Source organism: Mesorhizobium sp. M1396 (assembly GCF_040317725.1).
Lineage (GTDB): Bacteria > Pseudomonadota > Alphaproteobacteria > Rhizobiales > Rhizobiaceae > Mesorhizobium.
On sequence record NZ_JAMYLA010000032.1, the window covers coordinates 32955 to 53660 of the forward strand.

Annotated in this window: 31 protein-coding genes; 22 read left to right on the top strand and 9 right to left on the bottom strand. The window is 62.6% G+C overall.

The features are described from left to right. Positions 1–22: 22 nt before the first annotated feature. The 4 genes from NKH02_RS20815 to NKH02_RS20830 all read left to right on the top strand — a co-directional run bounded on the left by NKH02_RS20815 (position 23) and on the right by NKH02_RS20830 (position 1705). Positions 23–331, top strand: coding sequence for a HigA family addiction module antitoxin (locus tag NKH02_RS20815; RefSeq protein WP_057143482.1), 309 nt, complete (start codon positions 23–25; stop codon positions 329–331). 137 nt (positions 332–468) lie between these two features. Then, complete coding sequence (locus NKH02_RS20820) at positions 469–642, top strand: hypothetical protein (RefSeq protein ID WP_352881110.1); 174 nt, start codon at positions 469–471, stop codon at positions 640–642. A gap of 206 nt (positions 643–848) precedes the next feature. Next, a complete protein-coding gene (locus tag NKH02_RS20825) occupies positions 849–1277 on the top strand; it encodes a VOC family protein (protein ID WP_352863874.1) in 429 nt (142 codons plus the stop codon). Positions 1278–1351: 74 nt separating this feature from the next. Further along, the gene (locus NKH02_RS20830; RefSeq protein WP_352881112.1) at positions 1352–1705 is read left to right on the top strand and encodes a DUF1428 domain-containing protein; all 354 of its coding nucleotides are present in this window, start codon (positions 1352–1354) and stop codon (positions 1703–1705) included. A 63-nt stretch (positions 1706–1768) separates the two neighbouring features. Here NKH02_RS20830 and NKH02_RS20835 read toward each other — a convergent pair whose 3' ends face one another. Both NKH02_RS20835 and NKH02_RS20840 read right to left on the bottom strand, forming a co-directional pair. Beyond that, positions 1769–3403 (bottom strand): tetratricopeptide repeat-containing sulfotransferase family protein, encoded by a 1635-nt coding sequence (locus NKH02_RS20835; RefSeq protein ID WP_352881114.1) that lies wholly within the window; start codon positions 3401–3403, stop codon positions 1769–1771. 186 nt (positions 3404–3589) lie between these two features. Then, a complete protein-coding gene (locus NKH02_RS20840) occupies positions 3590–3808 on the bottom strand; it encodes a hypothetical protein (protein ID WP_352881116.1) in 219 nt (72 codons plus the stop codon). Positions 3809–4130: 322 nt separating this feature from the next. Here NKH02_RS20840 and NKH02_RS20845 point away from each other — a divergent pair, with 322 nt between their 5' ends. From NKH02_RS20845 to NKH02_RS20865, 5 genes are all read left to right on the top strand, one after another. Continuing rightward, a complete protein-coding gene (locus tag NKH02_RS20845) occupies positions 4131–4334 on the top strand; it encodes a cold-shock protein (protein ID WP_352881118.1) in 204 nt (67 codons plus the stop codon). Positions 4335–4479: 145 nt separating this feature from the next. Further along, entirely contained in the window at positions 4480–4749 is a 270-nt protein-coding gene (locus NKH02_RS20850; protein WP_352863883.1) for a hypothetical protein, read from the top strand. Beyond that, positions 4746–5015, top strand: coding sequence for a hypothetical protein (locus NKH02_RS20855; RefSeq protein ID WP_127265761.1), 270 nt, complete (start codon positions 4746–4748; stop codon positions 5013–5015). Before NKH02_RS20850 ends, NKH02_RS20855 begins: the two co-directional genes overlap by 4 nt. 44 nt (positions 5016–5059) lie before the next feature. Then, complete coding sequence (locus NKH02_RS20860; RefSeq protein WP_352863886.1) at positions 5060–5197, top strand: hypothetical protein; 138 nt, start codon at positions 5060–5062, stop codon at positions 5195–5197. A 99-nt stretch (positions 5198–5296) separates the two neighbouring features. After that, the gene (locus NKH02_RS20865; protein ID WP_352881120.1) at positions 5297–5521 is read left to right on the top strand and encodes a hypothetical protein; all 225 of its coding nucleotides are present in this window, start codon (positions 5297–5299) and stop codon (positions 5519–5521) included. 144 nt (positions 5522–5665) lie between these two features. On the opposite strand, the gene NKH02_RS20870 is transcribed toward NKH02_RS20865, so the two are convergent. Beyond that, complete coding sequence (locus NKH02_RS20870) at positions 5666–6070, bottom strand: Kazal-type serine protease inhibitor family protein (RefSeq protein ID WP_352881122.1); 405 nt, start codon at positions 6068–6070, stop codon at positions 5666–5668. A 501-nt stretch (positions 6071–6571) separates the two neighbouring features. On the opposite strand from NKH02_RS20870, the gene NKH02_RS20875 reads away from it, so the two are divergent. The 3 genes from NKH02_RS20875 (at position 6572) to NKH02_RS20885 (ending at position 7922) form a co-directional block, all read left to right on the top strand. Continuing rightward, a complete protein-coding gene (locus NKH02_RS20875) occupies positions 6572–6784 on the top strand; it encodes a cold-shock protein (protein ID WP_006202520.1) in 213 nt (70 codons plus the stop codon). Between the two features lie 315 nt (positions 6785–7099). After that, positions 7100–7312: a cold-shock protein gene (locus NKH02_RS20880; protein WP_013530020.1), complete on the top strand. Its 213-nt coding sequence runs from the start codon at positions 7100–7102 to the stop codon at positions 7310–7312. A gap of 181 nt (positions 7313–7493) precedes the next feature. Beyond that, positions 7494–7922 (top strand): BA14K family protein, encoded by a 429-nt coding sequence (locus NKH02_RS20885; RefSeq protein WP_352863893.1) that lies wholly within the window; start codon positions 7494–7496, stop codon positions 7920–7922. A 95-nt stretch (positions 7923–8017) separates the two neighbouring features. Here the strand turns inward: NKH02_RS20885 and NKH02_RS20890 are convergent, their stop codons facing one another. From NKH02_RS20890 to NKH02_RS20900, 3 genes are all read right to left on the bottom strand, one after another. Beyond that, entirely contained in the window at positions 8018–8656 is a 639-nt protein-coding gene (locus NKH02_RS20890) for an MBL fold metallo-hydrolase (protein WP_352881124.1), read from the bottom strand. Between the two features lie 138 nt (positions 8657–8794). Continuing rightward, positions 8795–9112, bottom strand: coding sequence for a hypothetical protein (locus tag NKH02_RS20895; RefSeq protein ID WP_352863897.1), 318 nt, complete (start codon positions 9110–9112; stop codon positions 8795–8797). A gap of 145 nt (positions 9113–9257) precedes the next feature. Next, positions 9258–10151: a branched-chain amino acid aminotransferase gene (locus tag NKH02_RS20900; RefSeq protein ID WP_352863899.1), complete on the bottom strand. Its 894-nt coding sequence runs from the start codon at positions 10149–10151 to the stop codon at positions 9258–9260. Positions 10152–10396: 245 nt separating this feature from the next. On the opposite strand from NKH02_RS20900, the gene NKH02_RS20905 reads away from it, so the two are divergent. The 4 genes from NKH02_RS20905 to NKH02_RS20920 all read left to right on the top strand — a co-directional run bounded on the left by NKH02_RS20905 (position 10397) and on the right by NKH02_RS20920 (position 14331). Then, the gene (locus NKH02_RS20905; protein ID WP_352881126.1) at positions 10397–10930 is read left to right on the top strand and encodes a MarR family winged helix-turn-helix transcriptional regulator; all 534 of its coding nucleotides are present in this window, start codon (positions 10397–10399) and stop codon (positions 10928–10930) included. Next, positions 10917–11636, top strand: a complete 720-nt coding sequence (locus tag NKH02_RS20910; protein WP_352863903.1) for a response regulator — start codon at positions 10917–10919, stop codon at positions 11634–11636. The genes NKH02_RS20905 and NKH02_RS20910 overlap by 14 nt, the downstream gene beginning before the upstream one ends. Positions 11637–11685: 49 nt before the next feature. Then, positions 11686–13101: an ATP-binding protein gene (locus NKH02_RS20915; RefSeq protein ID WP_352881128.1), complete on the top strand. Its 1416-nt coding sequence runs from the start codon at positions 11686–11688 to the stop codon at positions 13099–13101. 207 nt (positions 13102–13308) lie between these two features. Next, a complete protein-coding gene (locus NKH02_RS20920) occupies positions 13309–14331 on the top strand; it encodes a glycosyltransferase family 4 protein (protein ID WP_352881130.1) in 1023 nt (340 codons plus the stop codon). On the opposite strand, the gene NKH02_RS20925 is transcribed toward NKH02_RS20920, so the two are convergent. The 3 genes from NKH02_RS20925 to NKH02_RS20935 all read right to left on the bottom strand — a co-directional run bounded on the left by NKH02_RS20925 (position 14328) and on the right by NKH02_RS20935 (position 15853). Then, complete coding sequence (locus NKH02_RS20925; RefSeq protein ID WP_352863908.1) at positions 14328–14687, bottom strand: tRNA-binding protein; 360 nt, start codon at positions 14685–14687, stop codon at positions 14328–14330. The two genes, NKH02_RS20920 and NKH02_RS20925, sit on opposite strands and share 4 nt — an antisense overlap. 18 nt (positions 14688–14705) lie before the next feature. Then, positions 14706–15206, bottom strand: coding sequence for a type III secretion system chaperone family protein (locus tag NKH02_RS20930; RefSeq protein ID WP_013893499.1), 501 nt, complete (start codon positions 15204–15206; stop codon positions 14706–14708). Positions 15207–15550: 344 nt separating this feature from the next. Further along, positions 15551–15853 (bottom strand): accessory factor UbiK family protein, encoded by a 303-nt coding sequence (locus NKH02_RS20935; RefSeq protein ID WP_109659791.1) that lies wholly within the window; start codon positions 15851–15853, stop codon positions 15551–15553. A 162-nt stretch (positions 15854–16015) separates the two neighbouring features. Here NKH02_RS20935 and NKH02_RS20940 point away from each other — a divergent pair, with 162 nt between their 5' ends. From NKH02_RS20940 to NKH02_RS20965, 6 genes are all read left to right on the top strand, one after another. Further along, the gene (locus NKH02_RS20940) at positions 16016–16276 is read left to right on the top strand and encodes a type II toxin-antitoxin system ParD family antitoxin (RefSeq protein WP_352863974.1); all 261 of its coding nucleotides are present in this window, start codon (positions 16016–16018) and stop codon (positions 16274–16276) included. Continuing rightward, on the top strand, positions 16273–16596 hold the full coding sequence (locus NKH02_RS20945) for a type II toxin-antitoxin system RelE/ParE family toxin (RefSeq protein WP_352863910.1): 324 nt from the start codon (positions 16273–16275) through the stop codon (positions 16594–16596). The genes NKH02_RS20940 and NKH02_RS20945 overlap by 4 nt, the downstream gene beginning before the upstream one ends. Before the next feature lie 61 nt (positions 16597–16657). Beyond that, entirely contained in the window at positions 16658–17512 is an 855-nt protein-coding gene (lgt, locus tag NKH02_RS20950; RefSeq protein WP_352881132.1) for a prolipoprotein diacylglyceryl transferase, read from the top strand. Continuing rightward, complete coding sequence (locus tag NKH02_RS20955) at positions 17509–18609, top strand: class I SAM-dependent methyltransferase (RefSeq protein WP_352881134.1); 1101 nt, start codon at positions 17509–17511, stop codon at positions 18607–18609. Before lgt ends, NKH02_RS20955 begins: the two co-directional genes overlap by 4 nt. 126 nt (positions 18610–18735) lie before the next feature. After that, positions 18736–19530 (top strand): peptidoglycan editing factor PgeF, encoded by a 795-nt coding sequence (pgeF, locus tag NKH02_RS20960; RefSeq protein ID WP_352881135.1) that lies wholly within the window; start codon positions 18736–18738, stop codon positions 19528–19530. Then, positions 19530–20681 carry a M24 family metallopeptidase gene (locus NKH02_RS20965; protein WP_352863918.1) on the top strand — a complete coding sequence of 384 codons (1152 nt, stop codon included), beginning with the start codon at positions 19530–19532 and terminating at the stop codon, positions 20679–20681. Before pgeF ends, NKH02_RS20965 begins: the two co-directional genes overlap by 1 nt. Positions 20682–20706: the final 25 nt, after the last annotated feature.

Sequence of the window (20706 nt, forward strand, 5' to 3'; positions counted from 1 at the left end):
CCAGATTGGAGACGTTAGACTTATGACCGTGCACGAGCCGACGCGTCCTATTGAGCGTTGTCCCTCCCACCCGGGAGCGCTGCTTGAGGACATTATCCCGGCAACTGGAAAGACCAAGGTGGAAATTGCAAATCTGCTCGGGATCTCCCGGCAGCAACTCTATGACATCATCCGCGAAAAGAAGCCGGTTTCGCCGGCAGTGGCCGCTCGCCTTGGGAAGCTGTTCGGCGACGGCGCCGCGATCTGGCTTCGAATGCAGGCGGCTTTCGATGCCTGGCATGCAGAGCGTGAAGTCGATGTTTCAGCTATCCCGACGCTCAAGGTTGCGTAGGCGCCGCTCGGCAGCGCCTGAATAAGATATCAAACGCTGCCAGCAAAAATTTTCGACCGTCTGTCGGATGATCGCCACGCACCGCGTCCTTGGAATGCCGACACAATGATGCCGGCTTCAACCGAGGACAAAGCATCATGTTCACCCTGTCATCCATAGGCCGCATCACCACCCGTTACATGGAAGCCCGCGCCCGCTATCGCAGCGAGCGCGCGCTCCTTTCACTGCCGATCGAGTTGCGCAAGGACATCGGTTGGCCGGAAATCGTGACCGATGCGCGGAACGGCCCCCGGATTCGCAGAGCACCCTGACCCATGCAGCCGGGGGCCGGCAACTATGCCGCTGGTCAGTCATGCGTATCGCCCGATTGGGGGGCGCCGACGCAAGTTCGTTTCACGCTTCTCGCTCAAGCCCGCCGGTTGCCCGGTTTGTCCGAAAAAAATTCGAGGCCATGTAGGATCGCCGCCACCTCATCCGTCCTATGTCTCGCAAGGCCAAACGCGAAGAGGAGCAAGACATGACTGATCAGACCCCCGTTCAGCCCGCGGCCAAGGTGCTCGGCGGATTGACCCCTTATCTGCAACTGGATGGCGCCTTCAAGGCCGCCGAATTCTACAAGAAGGCCTTCGGCGCGGAGCAGGTCTTTGCCTATCCGGCGGACGAAAAAGGCCGCACCATGCACATTCACCTTCACATCAACGGCTCGACGCTGATGCTCTCCGATTTCTATCCCGAAAACGGGATGCCCGCCGTCAAGCCGCAAGGCTACACCATGCAGCTTCACCTCGGCAGCGACGACATAGACGCCTGGTGGAAGCGCGCCGTCGATGCCGGCTGCGAAGTCGCCGTGCCGCTCCAAGTTATGTTCTGGGGTGACCAGTGGGGCAATATGCGCGACCCGTTCGGCGTCGAGTGGGCAATGAACGCGCCGGTGAAGAAAGCCTGATCCGCCGCCAATGGCGAAGCCCCTCACCGGCAGGCGTCGGTGAGGCCCTGTGAACTTCCAGGAGGAGACCCAAAATGTCCTATGTCGATGGCTTCGTGCTTGCCGTGCCCAAGGCAAATCTCGAGGACTACAAGAGGCTGGCCAACCTCGCGGGCCCTATATGGATGGAACATGGCGCGCTCGCCTATGTCGAATGTATCGGCGACGACGTGCCCTATGGCGAGGTCACTTCGTTCCCGCGCGCCGTGCAGGCCAAGGACGACGAGATCGTCGTCTTCTCCTGGGCCGTCTATGAATCGCGGGAGAGCCGCGATGCCGTCATGGCCAAGGTGATGGCAGACCCGCGCTTGACACCCGATTGGGGGCCGATGCCGTTCGATATGAAGCGCATGATCGTCGGTGGCTTCCAGCCCTTCATGGAGCTGTAGGCGCGCCTGCTCCGCCCGTGGATGACGAAGCTTGGGGACTTCGGCTAAACTGTAACCAGGCCGCTAATCCAGCTTGTCTAGCAGCGGCTTCAGCCGGTCGCCATAGCGCTTCCACAGATCGACCGAGCCCTGATACATCGGCTGGCGCACCTGCGCGGCGGATGCGGTGCGCACCGGCCGGTCGGTCTCGTGGAAGGACAGCGCCGCATCGTCCCAAGGCAGGCCGAGATGAGCGATCAGCGCCCGCGTCTGGCCTTCCTGGTCGGCGACGAAATCCTCGTAGCGTACATCATGCACGACGCCGGGCAGCACGGTGTGCCAATGCGCCATGATGTCGGTGTAGAGATTGTGGAAATCGGCGAGTTCGCCGAGATCGTAGCCATAGCGATGGCTATCGCCACGGAAATGCACCTTGTAGATCGACAGGCAGGTGGCGGCCGCATCGCGCGCGCAATGGACGATCTTGGCCTTCGGCAGCATCAGATGCAGGAAGCCGATCAGCAGGAAGTTGCCAGGCATCTTGTCGGTGACACGCTTGAAGCCGGGATAGCGGGCGTGCAGCATGTCGAGATAGGCCTCGCCGGCCTCGGCGAAAGCCTTGTCGGGCATATCGGCGATCCCTGCGGGAAAGCCGCCCTTCATGGTCAGGGGAAACTGCTTACCGACCGCCGTCTTCAGGATGCTGAGCTCGCCGGCGCCGTAGACCTGGGGATGGCTGGCGATGATCTGCTCGACCAGCGTCGTGCCCGAGCGCGGCATGCCGACGACGAAGATCGGCGTGTCGTCGCTGATTGAGCTGGGCTTGTGTTTCTCGAAGAAGCCGGCGTCGAAGGTTGCCTTCATCGCCTCGAACTCGGCCCGCGTCTTGGCCGCATCGTAGTCGATCCCCTTGCGGCGGATCGCATTGCCTTCGGCGAAATAGTCGAAGGCCCGGCCATAATCCTTCAGATCGTCATTGGCCTTGCCGAGACCGAAGGACAACTGCATGCGCGCCAGGCTGTCCTGCGGCGTCTTGGCATGCTGAGCCTCCATGCTGGCGAGTTCGCTGTCGCGCTCCTTCTGGCGCTTGACCTGCGTCAGCATCAGCCAGGCTCTCGCCATGCCGGGATCGACCGCCAGCGCCTGCCGGAACAGGTCGGCTGCTTCATCGAGCTTGCCCTTTTCCATCAGCCCGACGCCGAGCCCATGCAGCAGGTCGGCATCCTTAGGCCGGATCGCCAGCGCTTCGCGGAAGACGGCAAGCGCCTCGTCCAGGCGTCCCGCTTCCTGCAGCGTTTCGGCAAGACCGATGCGGGCGCGGACATGGAAGGGATTGCGCCCGACCGTGCCGCGATAGATCTCCTCGGCACCCTCGAACTGGCCGAGCTGCTTCAGCGACGAACCGAGATTGTCGCGCGCCGCCAACTGATCGGGCCGCAGCGTCACCGCCTTGCGGAAGCAGTCGACGGCGGCAGCGACCTGGCCGAGGTCGCGCAGCACCGTACCGAGATTGTTTTGAAAATCCGGATTGCCGCTCTGCAGGCGCACCGACTGTTCGATCAGGTCCAGCCCTTCGGCGCCGCGCCCGGTCTGGTGCAGCAGCAGCCCCAGGAAATGCGCCGCGGCGGCGTGATTGGCCTTTTGCGCCAGCACCTGCCGGTAGACCGCCTCGGCCTCTTGCCGGCGTCCGGCCTGATGCAGCTGCAGCGCCTGCTGCACACGCTGGTCGAGCCCCAGCGGTGGCTGACCCCCAGCGCCAGATCTGGCTCCCGCGCCCGCCGCTCGTCTCTGATCTCTGTTGATGGGAAACCTGCCGTGTTTTGTCCGCCTGTGGCGGTCTAGGCCATCGGCGCGGCGGGTTCAAGGCTTCGCTTGGTATCTCGCCCTTGCCATCAACGGCGAAGGTCAGATCAGGCGGTTGGTCTCGGCGACCTGTCTGGCCCGCCTCACGGTGCCATCGGTATCGGCGATCGTTCGCCTTGCCGCCTCATCGCTTCTGATGGTCAGCCGCGCCGACTTGACGATCATCGGCTTGCCGGTCGGGCCAGCGGCACCGGCGTGTATGACGGTTTGCTTGATGATCGTCGCTACGATCGTGCCTCTCGGGGTTCTGACAGAAACCATAGTTTTTCCTTCCGTGAATAAATAAAATGCAAGTTCTGGGACAATCGGCCCAGCGTAAATTTAAGCATTTTTTTGAAAGTCGCCGATCCATATCAGAATTTTTCAAATAATTACAGCGATCTATTTTTTTGTCGCCGTCCGAGGTTTTCAGGAATCTTCTTGAACAATCAGCCCCATTAGCCTATATAGACAGGATCGCTTTGGGCCAGAATTGGCATCTCGCGGCGTCAGAGGTTCTCGACCCGCCAATCTCATTCCAATCATCGATACCGGGCGCGCCTATTCGCTCCGCGGCCATGTCTCATTTTTTCGAAAGACCCACATGAACACCGGAACCGTGAAGTTCTACAATGGCCAGAAGGGCTTTGGCTTCATTCAGCCGACCGATGGCGGCAAGGACGTTTTCGTCCATGTGAGCGCGCTGGAGCGCGCCGGCTTTCCCGGCCTCGCCGAAGGCCAGAAGCTGCGGTTCGAGTTGGAGCGTGACACCAAGGGCCGCGAGTCGGCCGCTTTGCAATTGATCTGATCCGGCCGAATTCGATGAACGCTGACCACGGATGTACTGGCAGCTCTCGAAAGCGGCTTATTTCCAGCGACTGCCGGAAATAGGAAAGCGGGGCTCGTCCCCGCTTTTTTTGCTTCAGCATCGCTGCTTTGCATAGGTTAAGACAATGCCGGACCGCACCACACACTCCATCGCGCATTTCGCGGCACCTTTCGTGCTCGGCGGACTGGAAGGGCAGCTGCCGGCCGGCGATTACGACATCGATCACGACGAAGAGCTGATCGAGGGCATGTCACGGCTTGCCTGGCGCCGTATCGCCACTTTCATCCATCTGCCGGCAAGGGCAGTGAAAAACCCGCCCACCAGCCAGCTTGTCGCCATCGATTACCTCGAACTCGAAACAGCGCTGAAGCGCGACAGGGAGAATGCAGCATGATCCGTTTCCAGCAGAATGCGCGCCCGCGCACCGACACGCCCGCGCACCAGTTTGCGATTGGTCAGACCGTGCGGATGAAGAGCCGCACCGGCCTGGTCCAGAAGACCGCCGAACTGTTCCAGATCAAGAGCCGGCTGCCGGTCAAGGACGGCTCGCCGCAATACCGCATCCGCAGTGAGCAGGAGACCCATGAGCGGGTCACCACCGAAGACAATCTCGAACCGGCCGATCCGGTTGTTGCCGACAGCCCGGTTGTCACCGTCTGAGATCCCCACCGCAAAGCCAAGCCAACACGCAGCAGGAGCACACCATGTCCAAGGGTCAACAGCGAAGCAACCGCGAAGTGCGCAAGCCGAAGAAGGACAAGGTCGTGGCCAAGCCCGCCTCCCCATTCGGCTCGTCGGTCAAGCAGGCCGAGAGCAGCCTGAAGCCAAAGCCGAAGGGCTGAGCTGACATCCAGGGCGCCTCGTGCGCCCTCTCCGTCGCCCTATGTGAGGCGACGGACTGACATAACAGGCCCGCGCAACGCTCTGCCACGGAGGCTTGCTTGAACTTCTTCATCGAGTTCTATCGGTCGCGCGACGCCGACGAAGCCACGCTCGACAAGGTGTCGCTGGAAGCGCCGAACCTGCGCGCCGCGCTGCAGGGTGCCACCGCGCTGTTCCACACGCTGGCCATGCCGCAAATCCCCGATCGCCTGCGTATTTGCGACGACAATGGCAGCGAGCTTTATGCCGGCCCGGCTGACGGAGCCTATCCGACGGAAATATGACCGAACGCCTCGGTTCTCCCTTGCGGGGGCCCGAAGGGCCGGCGAGACTCCCGACTCGCCCAATCGGTGAATGGCGGGCGGCACCGAGCTTGCTCGGCCACTTTCTCCCACAAAAAGGTGTAAAGGCAAGATACGCCCTGCCCCTCAGCACGGCCCGTCGTCAACGATGCGATAGTCGGCGGCGCGGGCCTCGCAAGCGTTGGGGAAGGTCCGCATCTCGCCGTTCCGACGAGCGCACACGGGAGCGTATTCACGGGTGCAGAACGTCTGCTCTTCGCCACCGCCACCGCCGTCGCGGCACGGACCATCGCGCACGATGCGATAGCCGGCCCGGTCGGCAAGGCAGGCATTGGCGAAGGTCTGGCGGTCACCGCCGCGCCGGGCACAGACCGGCTCGTACTGCTTGCTGCAATATTGCGGTTCTGGCCGTGGCGGACGCGGACGCGGCCCCGGTCCTTCATCGACGACGACGGCGCAGGCGGCAAGAATTGCCGACAGCAACAGGATGACAAAACCCTGCCGCGAAAAGATTGCCGCCAGAAATTTCATGATGATCTCCCACGATCGCGTCCCGGTTGCCGATCCTCGCCAATCCCTTGCCAATTGCAACCCCCGTTTGCAGCCCTTTCAGCCGGAAACGGTGCCTCGGCCGTGGTCGGCATCAGCCTCCTCGGCCATCTCGACATCTGGCCCATTCGTGGCCCGGCTCTGGCCGATGACCCGGCCGGCAAGCAAGCCTATGCCGAGCCGATCGATGCTCAGGTCAGTCGATCCATGCGTCGGGATGCGCCAATGCGGCGGCCCGCGGCGCTATCTTGCAACCATCACGTTTCCGTGCGATAAATTCCGTGTTCGGGCATTTGCGACCCGGAGAGCGGAACGTTTTGGACGACCTTTCCCCGATACTGTGAATCTCTGACGGCCCCGTTTTCGGCGGGGGTTTTGACCATGCGCCAATGCATGACTGCCGAAGCAACCACCAGGAACTGCCCTTTGCGCCAGGCGGCGGGCAGAACCACCAAAGACTGAACGGGTGAAGGAGTTTCCCCAATGGCCCAGACCGGCACCGTTAAATTCTTCAACGCGACCAAAGGCTTCGGTTTCATCACGCCCGATGGCGGCGCCAAGGATGTGTTCGTCCATATTTCCGCCATCGAGGCTTCGGGCCTGCGCACGCTCGTCGATGGCCAGAAGGTCACCTTCGACGTCGAGCCGGACCGCATGGGCAAAGGCCCCAAGGCTGTCAATCTCCGCGCGGCCTGAGCTATCGGGACGTCCTCTGACGCGCGACGGAGGCTCCAACGCCTGAACCTGGCTTGGAGAGGGATCTGAATTTTGAAAGGCGCGGCGATCTTCGTCGTGCCTTTTTCGTGCCGAAGACGCGGACCAATGCATGTCGCCCAAAAGTGGCCTGTTTGGGGGAACGACAGGCATGAAAACAAGGACCCGAAGATCGCCGCGACGCCCTTTGACTGCCCGTAAAACTTTCTCTTGCCGATGACGCTAAAATAAAGGACAAATTTCCTCTCGGGCATTTGCCGGCCCGAGACTGGAGTTTATGGGACAAAGGAGCTTCCCATGCCGCAGACCGGCACCGTCAAATTCTTCAACCATGCCAAGGGCTTCGGCTTCATCACGCCCGATGATGGCGCGAAGGATGTTTTCGTCCATATTTCAGCCGTGCAGGCGTCCGGTCTTCCCGGTCTCGAGGATGGGCAGAAAGTGTCATTCGACACCGAGCCGGACAAGCGTGGCAAGGGACCGAAGGCCGTCAACCTGTCGGTCGGCTGAGCCGGCTTCAGGCTGTGGGCGGGCAGTTTCGCCCCTTGAGAGCGTGTGATTTTTGACGTCTTTTTTGAACAAACACGTCAAAATCCGTTCAGCCCCCGTTCAGCCACGGTCGCATATTAGTCTTTGGTAAAGCCGGACCGCATCCCCCGAAACTGCACGGGCCGGCACGAAGGAGACCAAGATGAACCGAATTTTCAAAACCGCCGTCCTGGCCGCTGCCGTGGCCGCCACCACGCTCGCGACCTTGCCCGCAGCCGATGCGCGTGACTGGCGCCGTCACGGCCATCACGGCAATGGCGATGCGATCGCCGCCGGCGTCCTCGGCCTCGCGGCCGGCGCACTGATCGGTGGCGCGTTGGCCAATGACCGGCCCCCGCCCTACGCTGACCGCTACTACGATGACGGTTACTACGATCGTGACGTAGTGGTGCGCCCGGCCCCGGTCCGCCGCTACTATGCGGAGCCGAGGGTTGTCTACGCCGATCGTTATGCCGAGCCGTGGACGCGTGACTGGTACGAATACTGCTCGGACCGCTACCGCACCTTCAATTCCCGTACCGGCACGTTCACCGGCAATGACGGCGAACAGCATTTCTGCACCGCCAACTGAGGCTTCCCTGCCCCAAAACAAAAAGCGCTGACCGCAAGGCCAGCGCTTTTTTGTTTGGAGCATCGCAGGATTTGGGACCGGTGATATCGGCGGCCCTAAACGAGGAAAGGATTGGTCCGCCGCTCCTCGCCAAAACGTCCACCGGGACCGTGGCCGCAGATGAAGCCGATGTCGTCGCCGAGCGGCAGGAGCCTGTTCTTGATCGAGGCGATCAGCGCCGCATGGTCGCCGCCCGGCAGGTCGGTGCGGCCGACCGAGCCGCGAAACAGCACATCGCCGACATGGGCGAACTTGGCCGCGCGGTTGTAGTAGACGACATGGCCGGGCGCATGGCCGGGGCAGTGCAACACCTCGAACACATGCGAGCCGAACGAGACGGTCTCGCCTTCGGTCAGGAACCGGTCGGGCACGCAATTGCGCGCACCGGCAATGCCGTAGCGCATGCCTTGGTTTTCCAGATTGTCGAGCAACGACTTATCGGCCTCATGCGGGCCGATGATCTCGACGCCGAGCGCTTCCTTTAGCTCCATGGCGCCGCCGGCATGGTCGATATGGCCATGCGTTATCCAGATCGCATCGGCTGATATCGAATTGTCCTTCAGCGCCGCCAGCACCTTGTCGATGTCACCGCCCGGATCGATGACCACACCGTGCTTGTCATCCATGTCGAACAGGATGGTGCAATTCTGCTGGAACGGTGTGACCGGCACGATGCCGGCATTGAGCTGACCCATAATCGTCCTTTCGCTATGCCAGCCGTGATTTAGAGACGCTGGTAAAGGGCGTCCACCCCCCGAAGGGCGAACAGTCAGTAGCCCCAAAACGGAAATGGGCGGCCGAAGCCGCCCATTTGAAGACCGAATGGCCCCTGCTTACTTCTTCATCGCGCCCATGACGGCGCCGAGAATGCCGGTCAGGATCGCGCCGCCGCCGGCGCCGCCGATGATATTCTGCAGGTTCAGCGCGCTGCCGAGACCGCTCGTTGCCGCTGCCGCAGCCGCCGGATCAACCGCGCCGCCACCAAGCAGGCTGCCGAGGATCGCCGCGCCGCCGACGCCGCCAATGGCTCCGCCCAGGATTTTGGGAAGCTGACCCATCGCCGCCGTCTTGAGCGCCGCACCGACCGCCTGACCACCGATGATACCTGTAATCACCTGTACGATGATCGGAAGAAGCGTGTTCATGTCCATATGATTAGTCCCTCCATAACTGCCAGCCTCCCGGGCCGACAGCATCATGAGACGCCGAATTGGACGAAAGTCAAATGCAAGAATGCTTAAATAGAAGGGGCGGCGCTAAAACCGCCCCTGCTTGCTAAAAAAGCTGTGACTATCGTTATTCCGCGGCGATCGCGTGCTTGGGTTGAACGGCGGCAGAATAGTCATCCATAAGGTTCTTGGCGATTTCACCGACCTCGAATCGGTAAGGTCCGATCTCCGACACCGGCGTTACTTCCGCTGCGGTGCCGGTCAGGAAGCACTGCTGGAAGCCTTCCAGCTCTTCCGGCAGGATTGCACGTTCGATCACCTCCAGACCGCGATCCTTGGCCAACCCAATGACCGTGCGGCGGGTGATGCCGTCGAGGAAGCAGTCTGGCATGGGCGTGTGGATCTTGCCGTCCTTGACGAAGAAGATGTTGGCGCCGGTCGCTTCCGCGACCTGGCCGCGCCAGTCGAGCATCATGGCGTCGGCATAGCCCTTGGCCTCGGCGGCGTGCTTGGACATGGTGCAGATCATGTAGAGGCCGGCGGCCTTCGATTTGGACGGGGCGGTGCGCGGGTCGGGCCGCCGCCATTCCGCCACGTCGAGACGGATGCCTTTCAGCTTCTGCGCCGGATCGAAATAGCTCGGCCACTGCCAGATGGCGATGGCGCAGTTGATGCGGTTGTTCTGTGCCGAAACGCCCATCTGTTCGCTGCCGCGCCAGGCGATCGGCCGGACATAGGCGTCCTGGAAACCCTGCTTCTTCAGAAGCGTGGTGGAGGCGTCGTTGAGCTCGGCCACCGAATAGGGAATCTTGAAGCCGAGCAGGCGCGCTGAGTCATGCAGGCGCTCGGTGTGTTCGTTGAGCTTGAATATCTCGCCGCCATAGGCGCGCTCGCCCTCGAAGACGGCGCTGGCGTAATGCAGACCATGGGTCAGCACATGGATCTTGGCGTCACCCCATTGGACGAATTCGCCGTTCATCCAGATGAAGCCTTCCAGTTGATCGAAGGGAACGGATGCCATGGTAACCTCCCGCGGGCGGCAGCCCGCATAGTGTTTTGTCGTTGTGTGTTCTTGTCGCCTATCGAAGGCGGCTTTTTCAGGAGCGTAGGCGGATAATTGCGCTCTGGCAAACTAAGGAAGTTCCGGAAAAACCGGCTTGCCTTGCCTTTTCGTTCGCAATGCGCCCAAAAGCTTGTCAAAAATTACCATTGCAGGGAAATTACGTCAATAGTACTGACATAATCTCTCTTTCCCACGGAGAAATGATGACGGATCGTAGCCACGCAGCCGGGAAACCGATCAGGACCGCGATGTCAGACGAGGACGGCATCGACTTCGCCATCATCGAATTGCTCTTCTTCGCCTATCGTGACTTCACCTCCGACCCGGATCAGATCCTGGCCGATTACGGTTTCGGCCGTGCCCATCACCGGGTGCTGCACTTCGTCAACCGCAGGCCGGGCCTGACGGTCGCCGAACTGCTCGACGTGCTGAAGATCACCAAGCAGAGCCTGGCCCGCGTGCTCAAGCAGTTGATCGACACCGATCATGTCGTGCAGTTGCAAGGTCCACGCGACCGCCGCCAGCGGGAGCTTTATCCGACGGCCAAGGGCCGTGCGCTGGCGCTGGCGCTGGCGCGGCCACAGTCGCGCCGCATCCATGCTGCATTGGAAGATTCCGGAATAACCGAACGGACCTTGGTGGAACGGTTCCTCGAAGCGATGGTCGATCCGGAACTGAGAGCGCAGATCGACCTGGGGTCCGCAAAAATGTCAGGGAAAAACCATGGAGAGCACTGAACGGGTAGATCACGCGGCCGCACCGGACGACGATGCACCGCATCTGCTTGTGGTCGACGACGACACCCGCATCCGCAATCTTCTCAAGCAGTATCTGACCGAAAACGGCTTTCGCGTCACCGTCGCCGGCAATGCCGACGAAGCCAGGCGCAAACTTGCCGGCCTCGACTTCGACCTTCTGGTGCTCGACGTCATGATGCCCGGCGAGACAGGCGTCGACCTGACCAAGTCGCTGCGCGCCGAAAAGAACGTGCCGATCCTGATGCTGACGGCGCTGTCGGAGACCGACAGCCGCATCAGCGGGCTGGAGGCCGGCGCCGACGACTATCTGCCGAAACCTTTCGATCCGCGCGAGCTGATCCTGCGCATCAACAACATCCTGCGCCGCGGCGGCCCGGCGACCACGCCGAAGGTCGAGCAGTTGGTTTTCGGCCCCTACACCTTCCAGATCGCCAGGCGCGAATTGAAGCGTGGCGGCGAGGCGTTGAAGCTGACCGACCGCGAGCAGGAGATCCTGGCGATCTTCGCCGCGCGGGCAGGTGAGACGATACCTCGCCACGAGCTTGTCGGCGACGATTCGGAAGTCGGCGAGCGCACCATCGACGTCCAGATCAACCGGCTGCGCCGCAAGATCGAGCGCGATCCGTCCAATCCGGTCTGGCTGCAGACCGTGCGCGGTATTGGGTATCGGCTCAGCGTGGAATAGAATGCCGCCTGCGGCCGGCTGAACGGCCGCGGGCAAGCGAAAAGAGCGAATGGCAACCACGGAACTGGAACAGCCGGGCAATGGCGGCTTGAGCGCACGCGCCACGCGGCCGCTGAAGGCGGTGCCACGCGCCTGGAACCGCTTCTGGCGCCTCGTCTCGCTCTATATGCCCAAGCGGCTCTATGCCCGCTCGCTGATCATCGTCATCGCGCCGATGATCCTGCTGCAATCGGTCGTCGCCTTCGTCTTCATGGAGCGCCATTGGGCAACCGTGACGCAGCGCCTGTCGCAAGCCACCGTGCGCGACATCGCCGCCATCGTCGACCTGATCGAGACCTACCCGCACGACGCCGACTACACCAGCATCATCCGCATCGCCCAGGACCGCATGCAGTTGAAAGTCGACCTGCTGCCGCCCGATCCCTTGCCGCCGCCAGGACCCAAGCCGTTCTTTTCGATCCTCGATGACGTTCTCTCATCCGAAATCACCCGCCAGATCAACCGGCCGTTCTGGATCGACACGGTCGGCAATTCCAATATCATCGAGGTACGCGTCCAGCTCGAGGACAAGGTGCTGCGCGTCTTCGTGCGCCGCAGCCAGGCCTATGCCTCGAATACCCACATCTTCCTGATCTGGATGGTCGGCACCTCGCTGGTGCTCTTGATGATCGCCATCCCCTTCCTGCGCAACCAGATCCGGCCGATCCTGACGCTTGCCGAAGCCGCCGAAAGCTTCGGCAAGGGCCGGCCGATGCCGCGCGATTTCCGGCCGCGTGGCGCCGAGGAGGTTCGTCGCGCCGGCTTTGCCTTCATGCAGATGCGCGAGCGCATCGAACGCCAGATCGAGCAACGCACCGCCATGCTGACCGGTGTCAGTCATGATCTGCGTACCATCCTCACCCGCTTCAAGCTGCAGTTGGCGCTGGCCGGCGGCAAGGCCGAGACCAAGGCGGCACTCGACCAGGACATCGACGACATGCAGTCGATGCTCGAAGGCTATCTCGCCTTTGCCCGTGGCGAGGCTTCGGAAGACGCCGGACGGTTCGATCTCGAAGCTTATTTCGAGAAGCTGGGCGAGGAGGCCAGGCTGCGCAAGCGCAAGCTGTCGACGACGCTTGCCGGCGACCCCGATGTGCATGTGCGGCCGAACGCCTTCGCCCGGCTGATGTCCAACGTCATCGGCAACGCCTTCCGCTATGCCAAGACGGTGGAGGTCAACGCCACCCATGGCCGCGGCTCGCTGCTGGTTACCATCGACGATGACGGCCCAGGCATTCCGGCCGACAGGCGCGAAGACGTGTTCAAGCCTTTCGTGCGGCTCGACGAGGCGCGCAACCTCGACGCCAGCGGCACCGGGCTCGGCCTGTCGATTGCCCGCGACATCGCCCGCAGCCACGGCGGCGACATCACCCTGGACGACAGCCCGCTCGGCGGCCTGCGAGCGGTGATCAAGGTTCCCGCATAATCCGCGGAGGACCGGGCTTCATCCGCCCGTCATGAAACCATGATCAAGAGCGCGCATGAAGCGCGCGACCTCAATTGATTCGGCCTTGCCGCCTCACTTCGACCCCGTGCCCGTCCGGGTGCGCCGGAGCGAAGCGAGGGCAGCAGGCCGGTCGCCGTTCCGGCAGCGTCTCAAGGCAACCGTCGACCTTTCCTGCAAAGGGCCGCCATGCGCATATTGATGGTCACCGACGCCTGGCGCCCGCAGGTCAACGGCGTCGTCCACACGCTGGAGCGGCTCACCGAAACGCTGAAATCCTTCGATGTCGCGGTCGATTTCCTGACGCCCAACATCTTTCGCACACTGCCCTTGCCGACCTATCCGGACATAAGGCTGGCGCTGACCACGCCCGGCCATGTCGCGCGCCTGATCGAGGCCGGCAAGGCCGACCATATCCATATCGTCACCGAGGGTCCGCTCGGCATCATGGCGCGGCGCTATTGCCGCAATGCCGGCCGGCCGTTCACCACCAGCTATCACACGCGCTTTCCCGAATATCTCAGCGCCCGCCTGCCGGTGCCGGAAAGCTGGGCCTATCGCTGGCTGCGCGATTTCCACAATTCCGGCCAGGGCACGCTGGTCGCCACCCAGTCGCTCGCCGACGACCTTTCGGCGCGCGGCTTCACCAAGCTGCGGCCCTGGACGCGCGGCGTCGACACCGACCATTTCCGGCCGGACAAGAAGAAGGATCTCGGCTTCCCCGGGCCGGTCTTCCTCTGCGTCGGCCGCGTCGCCATCGAAAAGAATCTGAGCGCCTTCCTCGACCTCGACCTGCCCGGCAGCAAGGTGGTCGTCGGCGAAGGCCCCGAGCTTGCCAGGTTGAAGGCGAAGTACCCACAGGCGCATTTCCTGGGCCACCGCCCTAATGACGAACTGGCCGAGATCTATGCCTCGGCCGACGTCTTCGTCTTCCCGAGCCGCACCGACACATTCGGCAACGTCATCATCGAGGCGCTGGCCAGCGGCACGCCGGTCGCCGCCTATCCGGTGACCGGGCCGATCGACATCGTCGGCGACGGTTTTGGTGGCGCGGTCTCCAACGACCTGCGCGAGGCAGCGCTCGCCGCGCTCAACGTCGACCGCACGCAGGCGCGCGAACGCGCCATGCGCTACAGCTGGAAAGCCTGCGCCGAAATGTTCCTCGACACGGTCGAGGAAGCACTGGGAACGACGCGGAAGCTGGCGGCCTAAAATAACCTGCCGCCGTCCGGCACCTTGCGCTCGATGGCGCCGAGCACCACGGCACCCTCCTCGTCGGGAAAGCCGAGCGTCAGCACTTCCGACATGAACGGCCCGATCTGGCGCGGCGGGAAATTGACCACCGCGAACACCTGCCGGCCGATCAGCGTCTCCGGTGCATAGTATTTGGTGATCTGCGCCGACGATTTCTTGATGCCGATGTCGGCGCCGAAATCGATCTTCAGCTTGAATGCCGGCTTGCGCGCCTCCGGAAACGGTTCGGCTTCGACGATCGTGCCGGCGCGGATGTCGACACGATCGAAATCGGCAAAACTGATCTCGGGCTTAAGCGCGCTGCTCGAACTCATCTTCCGTCTTACCGTGGTTCAGGCGTTGCCGTAGGTCTCGAACAGCACGCCGGCCAATGCGTCCTTGGCCGAGGTTCCCGACCAGACGACGAACTGGAAGGCCTGGAAATAGCATTCGCAGGCTTCCAGCGCTGACGACAGCAACACTTCGACCTGCTGGCTCGACGGTTCGACGCCACCGGCCAAAAGCAGCGACTGGCGGAACATGATCGCGCCCTCCTGCTCCCAGAGGTCGAAATGGCCAAACAGCATCTGTTCGTTGATGAGCGACAGCAGCCGCATCACTTCCAGCGCGCGGGTCTCCGGCACCTTGATGTCGAAGGCACAGGCCAGGTGCAGCGCTTCGAAATCCTCCATCCACGAGAAGGAGACGTGATAGTCGGTCCAGCTTCCGGCAACCGAGATCGAAATCTCGTCGTCGCCGGCCCGCTCAAAGGACCAGTCGTTGTTGTGGGCCACCTGCTCGATAACATCCACCGGATGGATTTCGCGGGAGAATTCGAGTTCGAGAAGTTCCATGGAATGCTTCCTGTCGTTCTGTACGAGCGCCGCCACACGCTCCGCGGGAGGGCACACACAACGAACAATCTTGTCTAGAACTCGGACGGCCAGGACTTTCTTCGCGCAAAGAGCTCTTCTCGACGCAAAGACTCCAGACCGGACCCCACCGCCCGGCCGCATGACCCTGCTCCGAATCATGCAACAAATTCAGTCTATTGATCGGGACTCGCGTGAACAGCCCAATTTTTCGCACTGCGTCATTCGCATGTGGAAAGCCGCTGTCACAAAGATTCATGCAATGCCGTTAAGCGATTCACGGCAAAGCGCTTTTCAGGATCGGGCTATGTGGAAAAGTTTAACGATTATTTTTTTGCGCGGGGCTTGGCCGCCGCCGCCGGTGCGGCGTCACCCGCCAGTTCGGCAAGCTTCGCCTCAAGCGCCTCGATGCGGGCGGCAAGACGGGTGTTTTCTTCCCTGGCCTTGGCGGCCATCTCGCGCGCGGCTTCGAACTCTTCGCGCTGCACCACGTCCATGGTGTTGAGAATGCGCTCGGCCTGGCCCTTGAAGGCGGTCTCGACCTCACGACGCACGCCCTGCGCGGCCCCGGCGGCGTCGGTCATCAGCTTGGCGAATTCATCGAGAATGCGGTTCGGTCCGGTCGACATGGCAAATCCTCGCTTGCTCGAAATGACGTAGTGGCGCTGCGCGCGGAATGCAAGAACGTTGAAGCCTGCTGCGGCATCAAGTCGGATCTGCCCTTGCTCAAATCACTGGCAAGTTCGATCAATAACTATTATTATCTGGGGTGTCTTTTTGGGAACATCATCATGGCCATTAGCGCCGACTTGGGCACCCGTCTCGAAGATATCGTAAACCAGCTCGTCAGCACCGGCCGCTACAATTCGAAGAGCGAAGTGCTGCGTGAGGGCGTCCGCCTCGTCGAAGAGCGGGAAAAGCGCCTTGCCACCCTCGACGCAGCCCTAGCGGAAGGCATTGCAGATGCCGACGCCGGCCGGGTGAAACCCGGCGACGAGGTGCTGGACAGACTCGAAGCCAAATACAAGGCGATGGCAGAGAAGAACAGGTGAAGCGGCTGGTCTTCACCCGTCGGGCTGAAGCGGACCTTGCAGCCATTGGTGACTACATCGCGCTGCACAACCCATTTCGTGCGGTGACGTTCATTCAGGAATTGCGCCGCGATTGCATGGAACTGCGCCCCATGCCGGAGCGGTATCCACTCTTCGAGCGGCATCGATCCTCAGGCATTCGGCGGCGCGTCCATGGCAACTATCTGATTTTCTATCGCATTGGCCCCAGAAACCATAGAGATACTGCACATCCTGCACGGCGCGATGGACCTTGGACCGATCCTGTTCCCCGACAGTTGACGGCGCCCACCTTGCCTTGACCCTGCCAAAAGCCTGCCGCATGGTCCGCGCCCAAACGCGTTCGCAATCGAGAGTTCCCCGTTGAACGAATATTTCCTGCTGCCGCTGGCCTCCTTACCCTTCCCCAACATCAACCCGATCCTCATCCAGATCGGACCGCTGGCGGTGCACTGGTACGGCGTCGGCTACATCGTCGGCATCCTGTTCGCCTGGTGGTACGCCAAGCGGCTCGCCGCCAATGCCAAGCTGTGGCCGAACGGCGTCCTGCCGATGAAGCCGGAAGACCTCGACGATTTCATCGTCTGGGCGGCCATCGGCGTCGTGCTCGGCGGCCGCACCGGCTATGTGCTGTTCTACGATTTGGCGCGTTACATTGCCCACCCGCTCGACATCTTCGCGGTCTGGCAAGGCGGCATGTCGTTCCATGGCGGCCTGCTTGGCGTCATCCTCGCCATGACGCTGTTTTCGATCAAGCGCGGCATCCGCACATGGTCGCTGTTTGACGTCGTGGCCGCCGGCGTGCCGGTCGGCCTTGGCCTGGTGCGCATCGCCAACTTCATCAACTCCGAGCTGTGGGGGCGGCCAACCGACGTGCCCTGGGCATTCGAATTCCCCAATGGCGGGCCATTTGCCCGCCACCCGAGCCAGCTCTACGAGGCAGTGCTCGAGGGCGTGATGCTGTTCCTCGTGCTGCGCATCCTCACCCATTCTCGCCTCAAGCTGAAGACGCCGCGCTTTGTCGGCGGCGCCTTCATCTGCGGCTATGGCCTGTCGCGCATCTTCGTCGAGTTCTTCCGCGAGCCCGACCAGCAGCTCGGCTATCTCCTCGGCACCAACTGGCTGACCATGGGCATGATCCTGTCGACGCCGATGGTGCTGGCCGGCATCTGGGCGATGCTGACCGCCAAGCCGGTGGCGCAGCCGCGGCCGGCATGACACGGCTGAAAACCCGCATCGTCGACCTAATCGAGGCGTTGGGGCCGATCCCGATCAACGAATACATGGCACTGTGCCTGTTCGACCCGCAGGACGGTTATTACACGACGCGCGAGCCCTTCGGCACGGCCGGCGACTTCATAACCGCGCCGGAGATCAGCCAGATGTTCGGCGAACTGGTCGCTGTGTGGATGTATCAGGCTTGGCTGGCGAGCGGCCGGCCGCTGCCGGCCACCATCGCCGAGATCGGCCCTGGCCGCGGCACGCTGATGAAGGACATGCTGCGCACCCTGTCGCGGCTTGATCCTGATCTGGCCAACGGCGCCGCCTTCGCCATGATCGAGACCAGCCCGCGTCTGGCCGAGGTGCAGAAACAGACGCTTGGCGTCACACCCTTCGTGATCGGCTGGCACGAGACCATCGAGACCTTGCCGCAACAGCCGCTGTTCATAGTCGGCAACGAACTGTTCGACGCCGTGCCCGTCCGCCAGTTCGTCCGCGCCGGCGCCGGCTGGCGCGAGCGCATGGTCGGCCTCGACGACACCAATGAGCTGCGCTTCTTCGCCGGTGCCGGTTCGGTCGATCCGACCCTGCTGCCCGCCGATGCCGCTGACGCACCGCAAGGCGCTATCGTCGAAGTGGCGCCGGCCCGCACGGCGCTGATGGCGACCATTGCCGAGCGCATATCCAAGCATGGCGGTGCCGGCCTGTTCCTCGACTATGGCCATCTCCAGCCGGGCGTCGGGGACACGCTGCAGGCCTTGCGCGGCCACAATCACGAAGATGTGCTGGCCAATCCCGGCGAGGCCGACCTCACCACCCATGTCGATTTCGGCGCTCTTGCCGCAGCCGTTCGCGCGCACGGCCTCGACGCCCATCTGTCGACGCAGGGCGATTTCCTGCTCGGCATGGGCATTCTCGAGCGCGCCGGCCGGCTCGGCGCCGATGCCTCCCAGGCGGCGCGCGACAAGATTGCCAAGGCCGTCGAGCGCCTCGCCGGCCCGCACGCCATGGGCGAACTGTTCAAGGTGCTTGCGGTGCTGCCGCGCGGCGTGGCCGCCCCACTCTCCGCAACAACGCCCTTCGCTGCGGATTGACTTTTCACCGCCGCCCCTCCCAATCTCCCGTCCGGCAAAAAAAGCGGTCGGACCGCCAGCCCCGCCTTCTTCTCGACGAAGCACCTTCTTCTTGACGAAACCGCCCACACGGACAACAACGCCCGCATGCTGAATCAGACCAAACCGGATCCCGTTCGGTCGCCGCTGCTGGACAAGGCGCAGGCACAAGGCATCCGCCACGGCTATTTCACCCGCATTGGCGGTGTCTCCAGCGGCATCTATCATGGCCTCAACATCGGCACCGGATCGGATGACGATCAGGCGCTGGTGGCCGAGAACCGCGGCCGCGTCGCAGCCTGGATGGGTGTACCGGCAACCCATCTCTTGACTGCCTGGCAGATCCATTCGCCCGATGTCGTCATTGCCCGGGAAGCCTTTGCCGGCGAACGCCCCAAGGCAGACGCCATCGTCACCGACCGGCCGGGCATCGCCATCGGCGCCTCGACCGCCGATTGCGGTCCGGTCCTGTTCGCCGACCCGCAGGCGCGCATCATCGGCGCCGCACACGCCGGCTGGAAAGGCGCCCTCACAGGCGTGCTCGAAAACACCATCCTCGCCATGCAAAGCCTCGGCGCCCGTCGCGAAAACATCGTCGCCGTGCTCGGCCCCTCGATCGGCCCTGATAACTATGAGGTCGGGCCGGAATTCGTTGCCCGCTTTGTCGAGGCCGACGCCGAAAACATCGGCTATTTCGCGCCTTCCGCCAACGCCGGCCATGCGATGTTCGACCTCAACCGCTACACGGTCGACCGTCTGGCCAAGGCCGGTGTAGCAGCCGACGGCCTCGGACGCTGCACCTATGCCGAGGAAGATCTGTTCTACTCCTACCGGCGCGCCACGCACCGCAAGGAGCCCGATTACGGCCGGCAGGTTTCGGCAATCGTTTTGGAGAGGGAATAATGGCGCTGCATTTTGAACGATCCGAATTCGACGCGCGGCGCGACCGGCTGATGATCGAGATGGCCGAGAAGAAGCTCGACGCCATCCTGCTGTTCGCGCAGGAGAGCATGTACTGGCTGACCGGCTACGACACGTTCGGCTTCTGCTTCTTCCAGTGCCTGGTGGTGAAGGCCGACGGTTCGATGGTGCTTCTGACCCGCTCGGCCGATCTGCGCCAGGCGCGCCAGACCTCGATCATCGACAACATCGTTCTGTGGACCGACCGCAACGGCGCCAACCCGGCGGTCGACCTGCGCAACCTGCTCAACGAGCTCGACCTGCTCGGCGCCCGTATCGGCGTCGAATACGACACCCATGGCCTGACCGCCTTCAACGGCCGCCGCTTGGATGAGCAATTGCAGACCTTTGGCCAGATCGCCGATGCATCCGGCATCGTCGGCCGACTGCGCCTGTTCAAGAGTCCGGCCGAGATCGCCAAGGCCGAGAAAGCCGCCAATCTCTCCGACGACGCGCTCGACGCGGCCTTGCCGCTGATCAAGCAGGGCGGCGACGAAGCCCTGATCCTGGCCGCCATGCAGGGCGCGGTCTTCGCCGGCGGCGGCGATTATCCGGCCAACGAGTTCATCATCGGTTCCGGCGTCGACGCGCTGCTGTGCCGCTACAAGGCCGGCCGCCGCAAGCTCACCAAGAACGACCAGCTGACGCTTGAATGGGCCGGCGTCTTCAACCACTACCATGCACCGATGATGCGCACGGTGCTGACAGGCAAGGTCTCGAAGCGCCATCAGGAGCTGTTCGACGCCGCCCGCGCCGCTCTTCTGGCCGTCGAGAAGGCGATGGCGCCGGGCAACAGCTTCGGCGACGTGTTCGATGCCCACGCCCGCACCATGGAGGCGCACGGCCTGACCAAGCACCGGCTGAACGCCTGCGGCTACTCGGTCGGCGCCCGTTTCACGCCGTCCTGGATGGACATGCCGATGTTTTACCAGGGCAACCCAGAACCGATCGCGCCGAACATGACGCTGTTCGCCCACATGATCATCATGGATTCCGAAACCGAGACGGCGATGACGCTTGGCCGCACCTACCTGACCACCGAATCCCAGCCCAAGCCGCTGTCCCGCCATGATCTCGACTTGATCGTACAGTGAATCCATAATGAGAGGCGTTCTTCGC

Coding starts and splice junctions, on each gene's coding strand:
- NKH02_RS20815 (WP_057143482.1), top strand. CDS start 23: ATGACCGTGCACGAGCCGACGCGTCCTATTGAGCGTTGTCCCTCCCAC.
- NKH02_RS20820 (WP_352881110.1), top strand. CDS start 469: ATGTTCACCCTGTCATCCATAGGCCGCATCACCACCCGTTACATGGAA.
- NKH02_RS20825 (WP_352863874.1), top strand. CDS start 849: ATGACTGATCAGACCCCCGTTCAGCCCGCGGCCAAGGTGCTCGGCGGA.
- NKH02_RS20830 (WP_352881112.1), top strand. CDS start 1,352: ATGTCCTATGTCGATGGCTTCGTGCTTGCCGTGCCCAAGGCAAATCTC.
- NKH02_RS20840 (WP_352881116.1), bottom strand. CDS start 3,808: ATGGTTTCTGTCAGAACCCCGAGAGGCACGATCGTAGCGACGATCATC.
- NKH02_RS20845 (WP_352881118.1), top strand. CDS start 4,131: ATGAACACCGGAACCGTGAAGTTCTACAATGGCCAGAAGGGCTTTGGC.
- NKH02_RS20850 (WP_352863883.1), top strand. CDS start 4,480: ATGCCGGACCGCACCACACACTCCATCGCGCATTTCGCGGCACCTTTC.
- NKH02_RS20855 (WP_127265761.1), top strand. CDS start 4,746: ATGATCCGTTTCCAGCAGAATGCGCGCCCGCGCACCGACACGCCCGCG.
- NKH02_RS20860 (WP_352863886.1), top strand. CDS start 5,060: ATGTCCAAGGGTCAACAGCGAAGCAACCGCGAAGTGCGCAAGCCGAAG.
- NKH02_RS20870 (WP_352881122.1), bottom strand. CDS start 6,070: ATGAAATTTCTGGCGGCAATCTTTTCGCGGCAGGGTTTTGTCATCCTG.
- NKH02_RS20875 (WP_006202520.1), top strand. CDS start 6,572: ATGGCCCAGACCGGCACCGTTAAATTCTTCAACGCGACCAAAGGCTTC.
- NKH02_RS20880 (WP_013530020.1), top strand. CDS start 7,100: ATGCCGCAGACCGGCACCGTCAAATTCTTCAACCATGCCAAGGGCTTC.
- NKH02_RS20885 (WP_352863893.1), top strand. CDS start 7,494: ATGAACCGAATTTTCAAAACCGCCGTCCTGGCCGCTGCCGTGGCCGCC.
- NKH02_RS20890 (WP_352881124.1), bottom strand. CDS start 8,656: ATGGGTCAGCTCAATGCCGGCATCGTGCCGGTCACACCGTTCCAGCAG.
- NKH02_RS20895 (WP_352863897.1), bottom strand. CDS start 9,112: ATGGACATGAACACGCTTCTTCCGATCATCGTACAGGTGATTACAGGT.
- NKH02_RS20900 (WP_352863899.1), bottom strand. CDS start 10,151: ATGGCATCCGTTCCCTTCGATCAACTGGAAGGCTTCATCTGGATGAAC.
- NKH02_RS20905 (WP_352881126.1), top strand. CDS start 10,397: ATGACGGATCGTAGCCACGCAGCCGGGAAACCGATCAGGACCGCGATG.
- NKH02_RS20910 (WP_352863903.1), top strand. CDS start 10,917: ATGGAGAGCACTGAACGGGTAGATCACGCGGCCGCACCGGACGACGAT.
- NKH02_RS20915 (WP_352881128.1), top strand. CDS start 11,686: ATGGCAACCACGGAACTGGAACAGCCGGGCAATGGCGGCTTGAGCGCA.
- NKH02_RS20920 (WP_352881130.1), top strand. CDS start 13,309: ATGCGCATATTGATGGTCACCGACGCCTGGCGCCCGCAGGTCAACGGC.
- NKH02_RS20925 (WP_352863908.1), bottom strand. CDS start 14,687: ATGAGTTCGAGCAGCGCGCTTAAGCCCGAGATCAGTTTTGCCGATTTC.
- NKH02_RS20930 (WP_013893499.1), bottom strand. CDS start 15,206: ATGGAACTTCTCGAACTCGAATTCTCCCGCGAAATCCATCCGGTGGAT.
- NKH02_RS20935 (WP_109659791.1), bottom strand. CDS start 15,853: ATGTCGACCGGACCGAACCGCATTCTCGATGAATTCGCCAAGCTGATG.
- NKH02_RS20940 (WP_352863974.1), top strand. CDS start 16,016: ATGGCCATTAGCGCCGACTTGGGCACCCGTCTCGAAGATATCGTAAAC.
- NKH02_RS20955 (WP_352881134.1), top strand. CDS start 17,509: ATGACACGGCTGAAAACCCGCATCGTCGACCTAATCGAGGCGTTGGGG.
- pgeF (WP_352881135.1), top strand. CDS start 18,736: ATGCTGAATCAGACCAAACCGGATCCCGTTCGGTCGCCGCTGCTGGAC.
- NKH02_RS20965 (WP_352863918.1), top strand. CDS start 19,530: ATGGCGCTGCATTTTGAACGATCCGAATTCGACGCGCGGCGCGACCGG.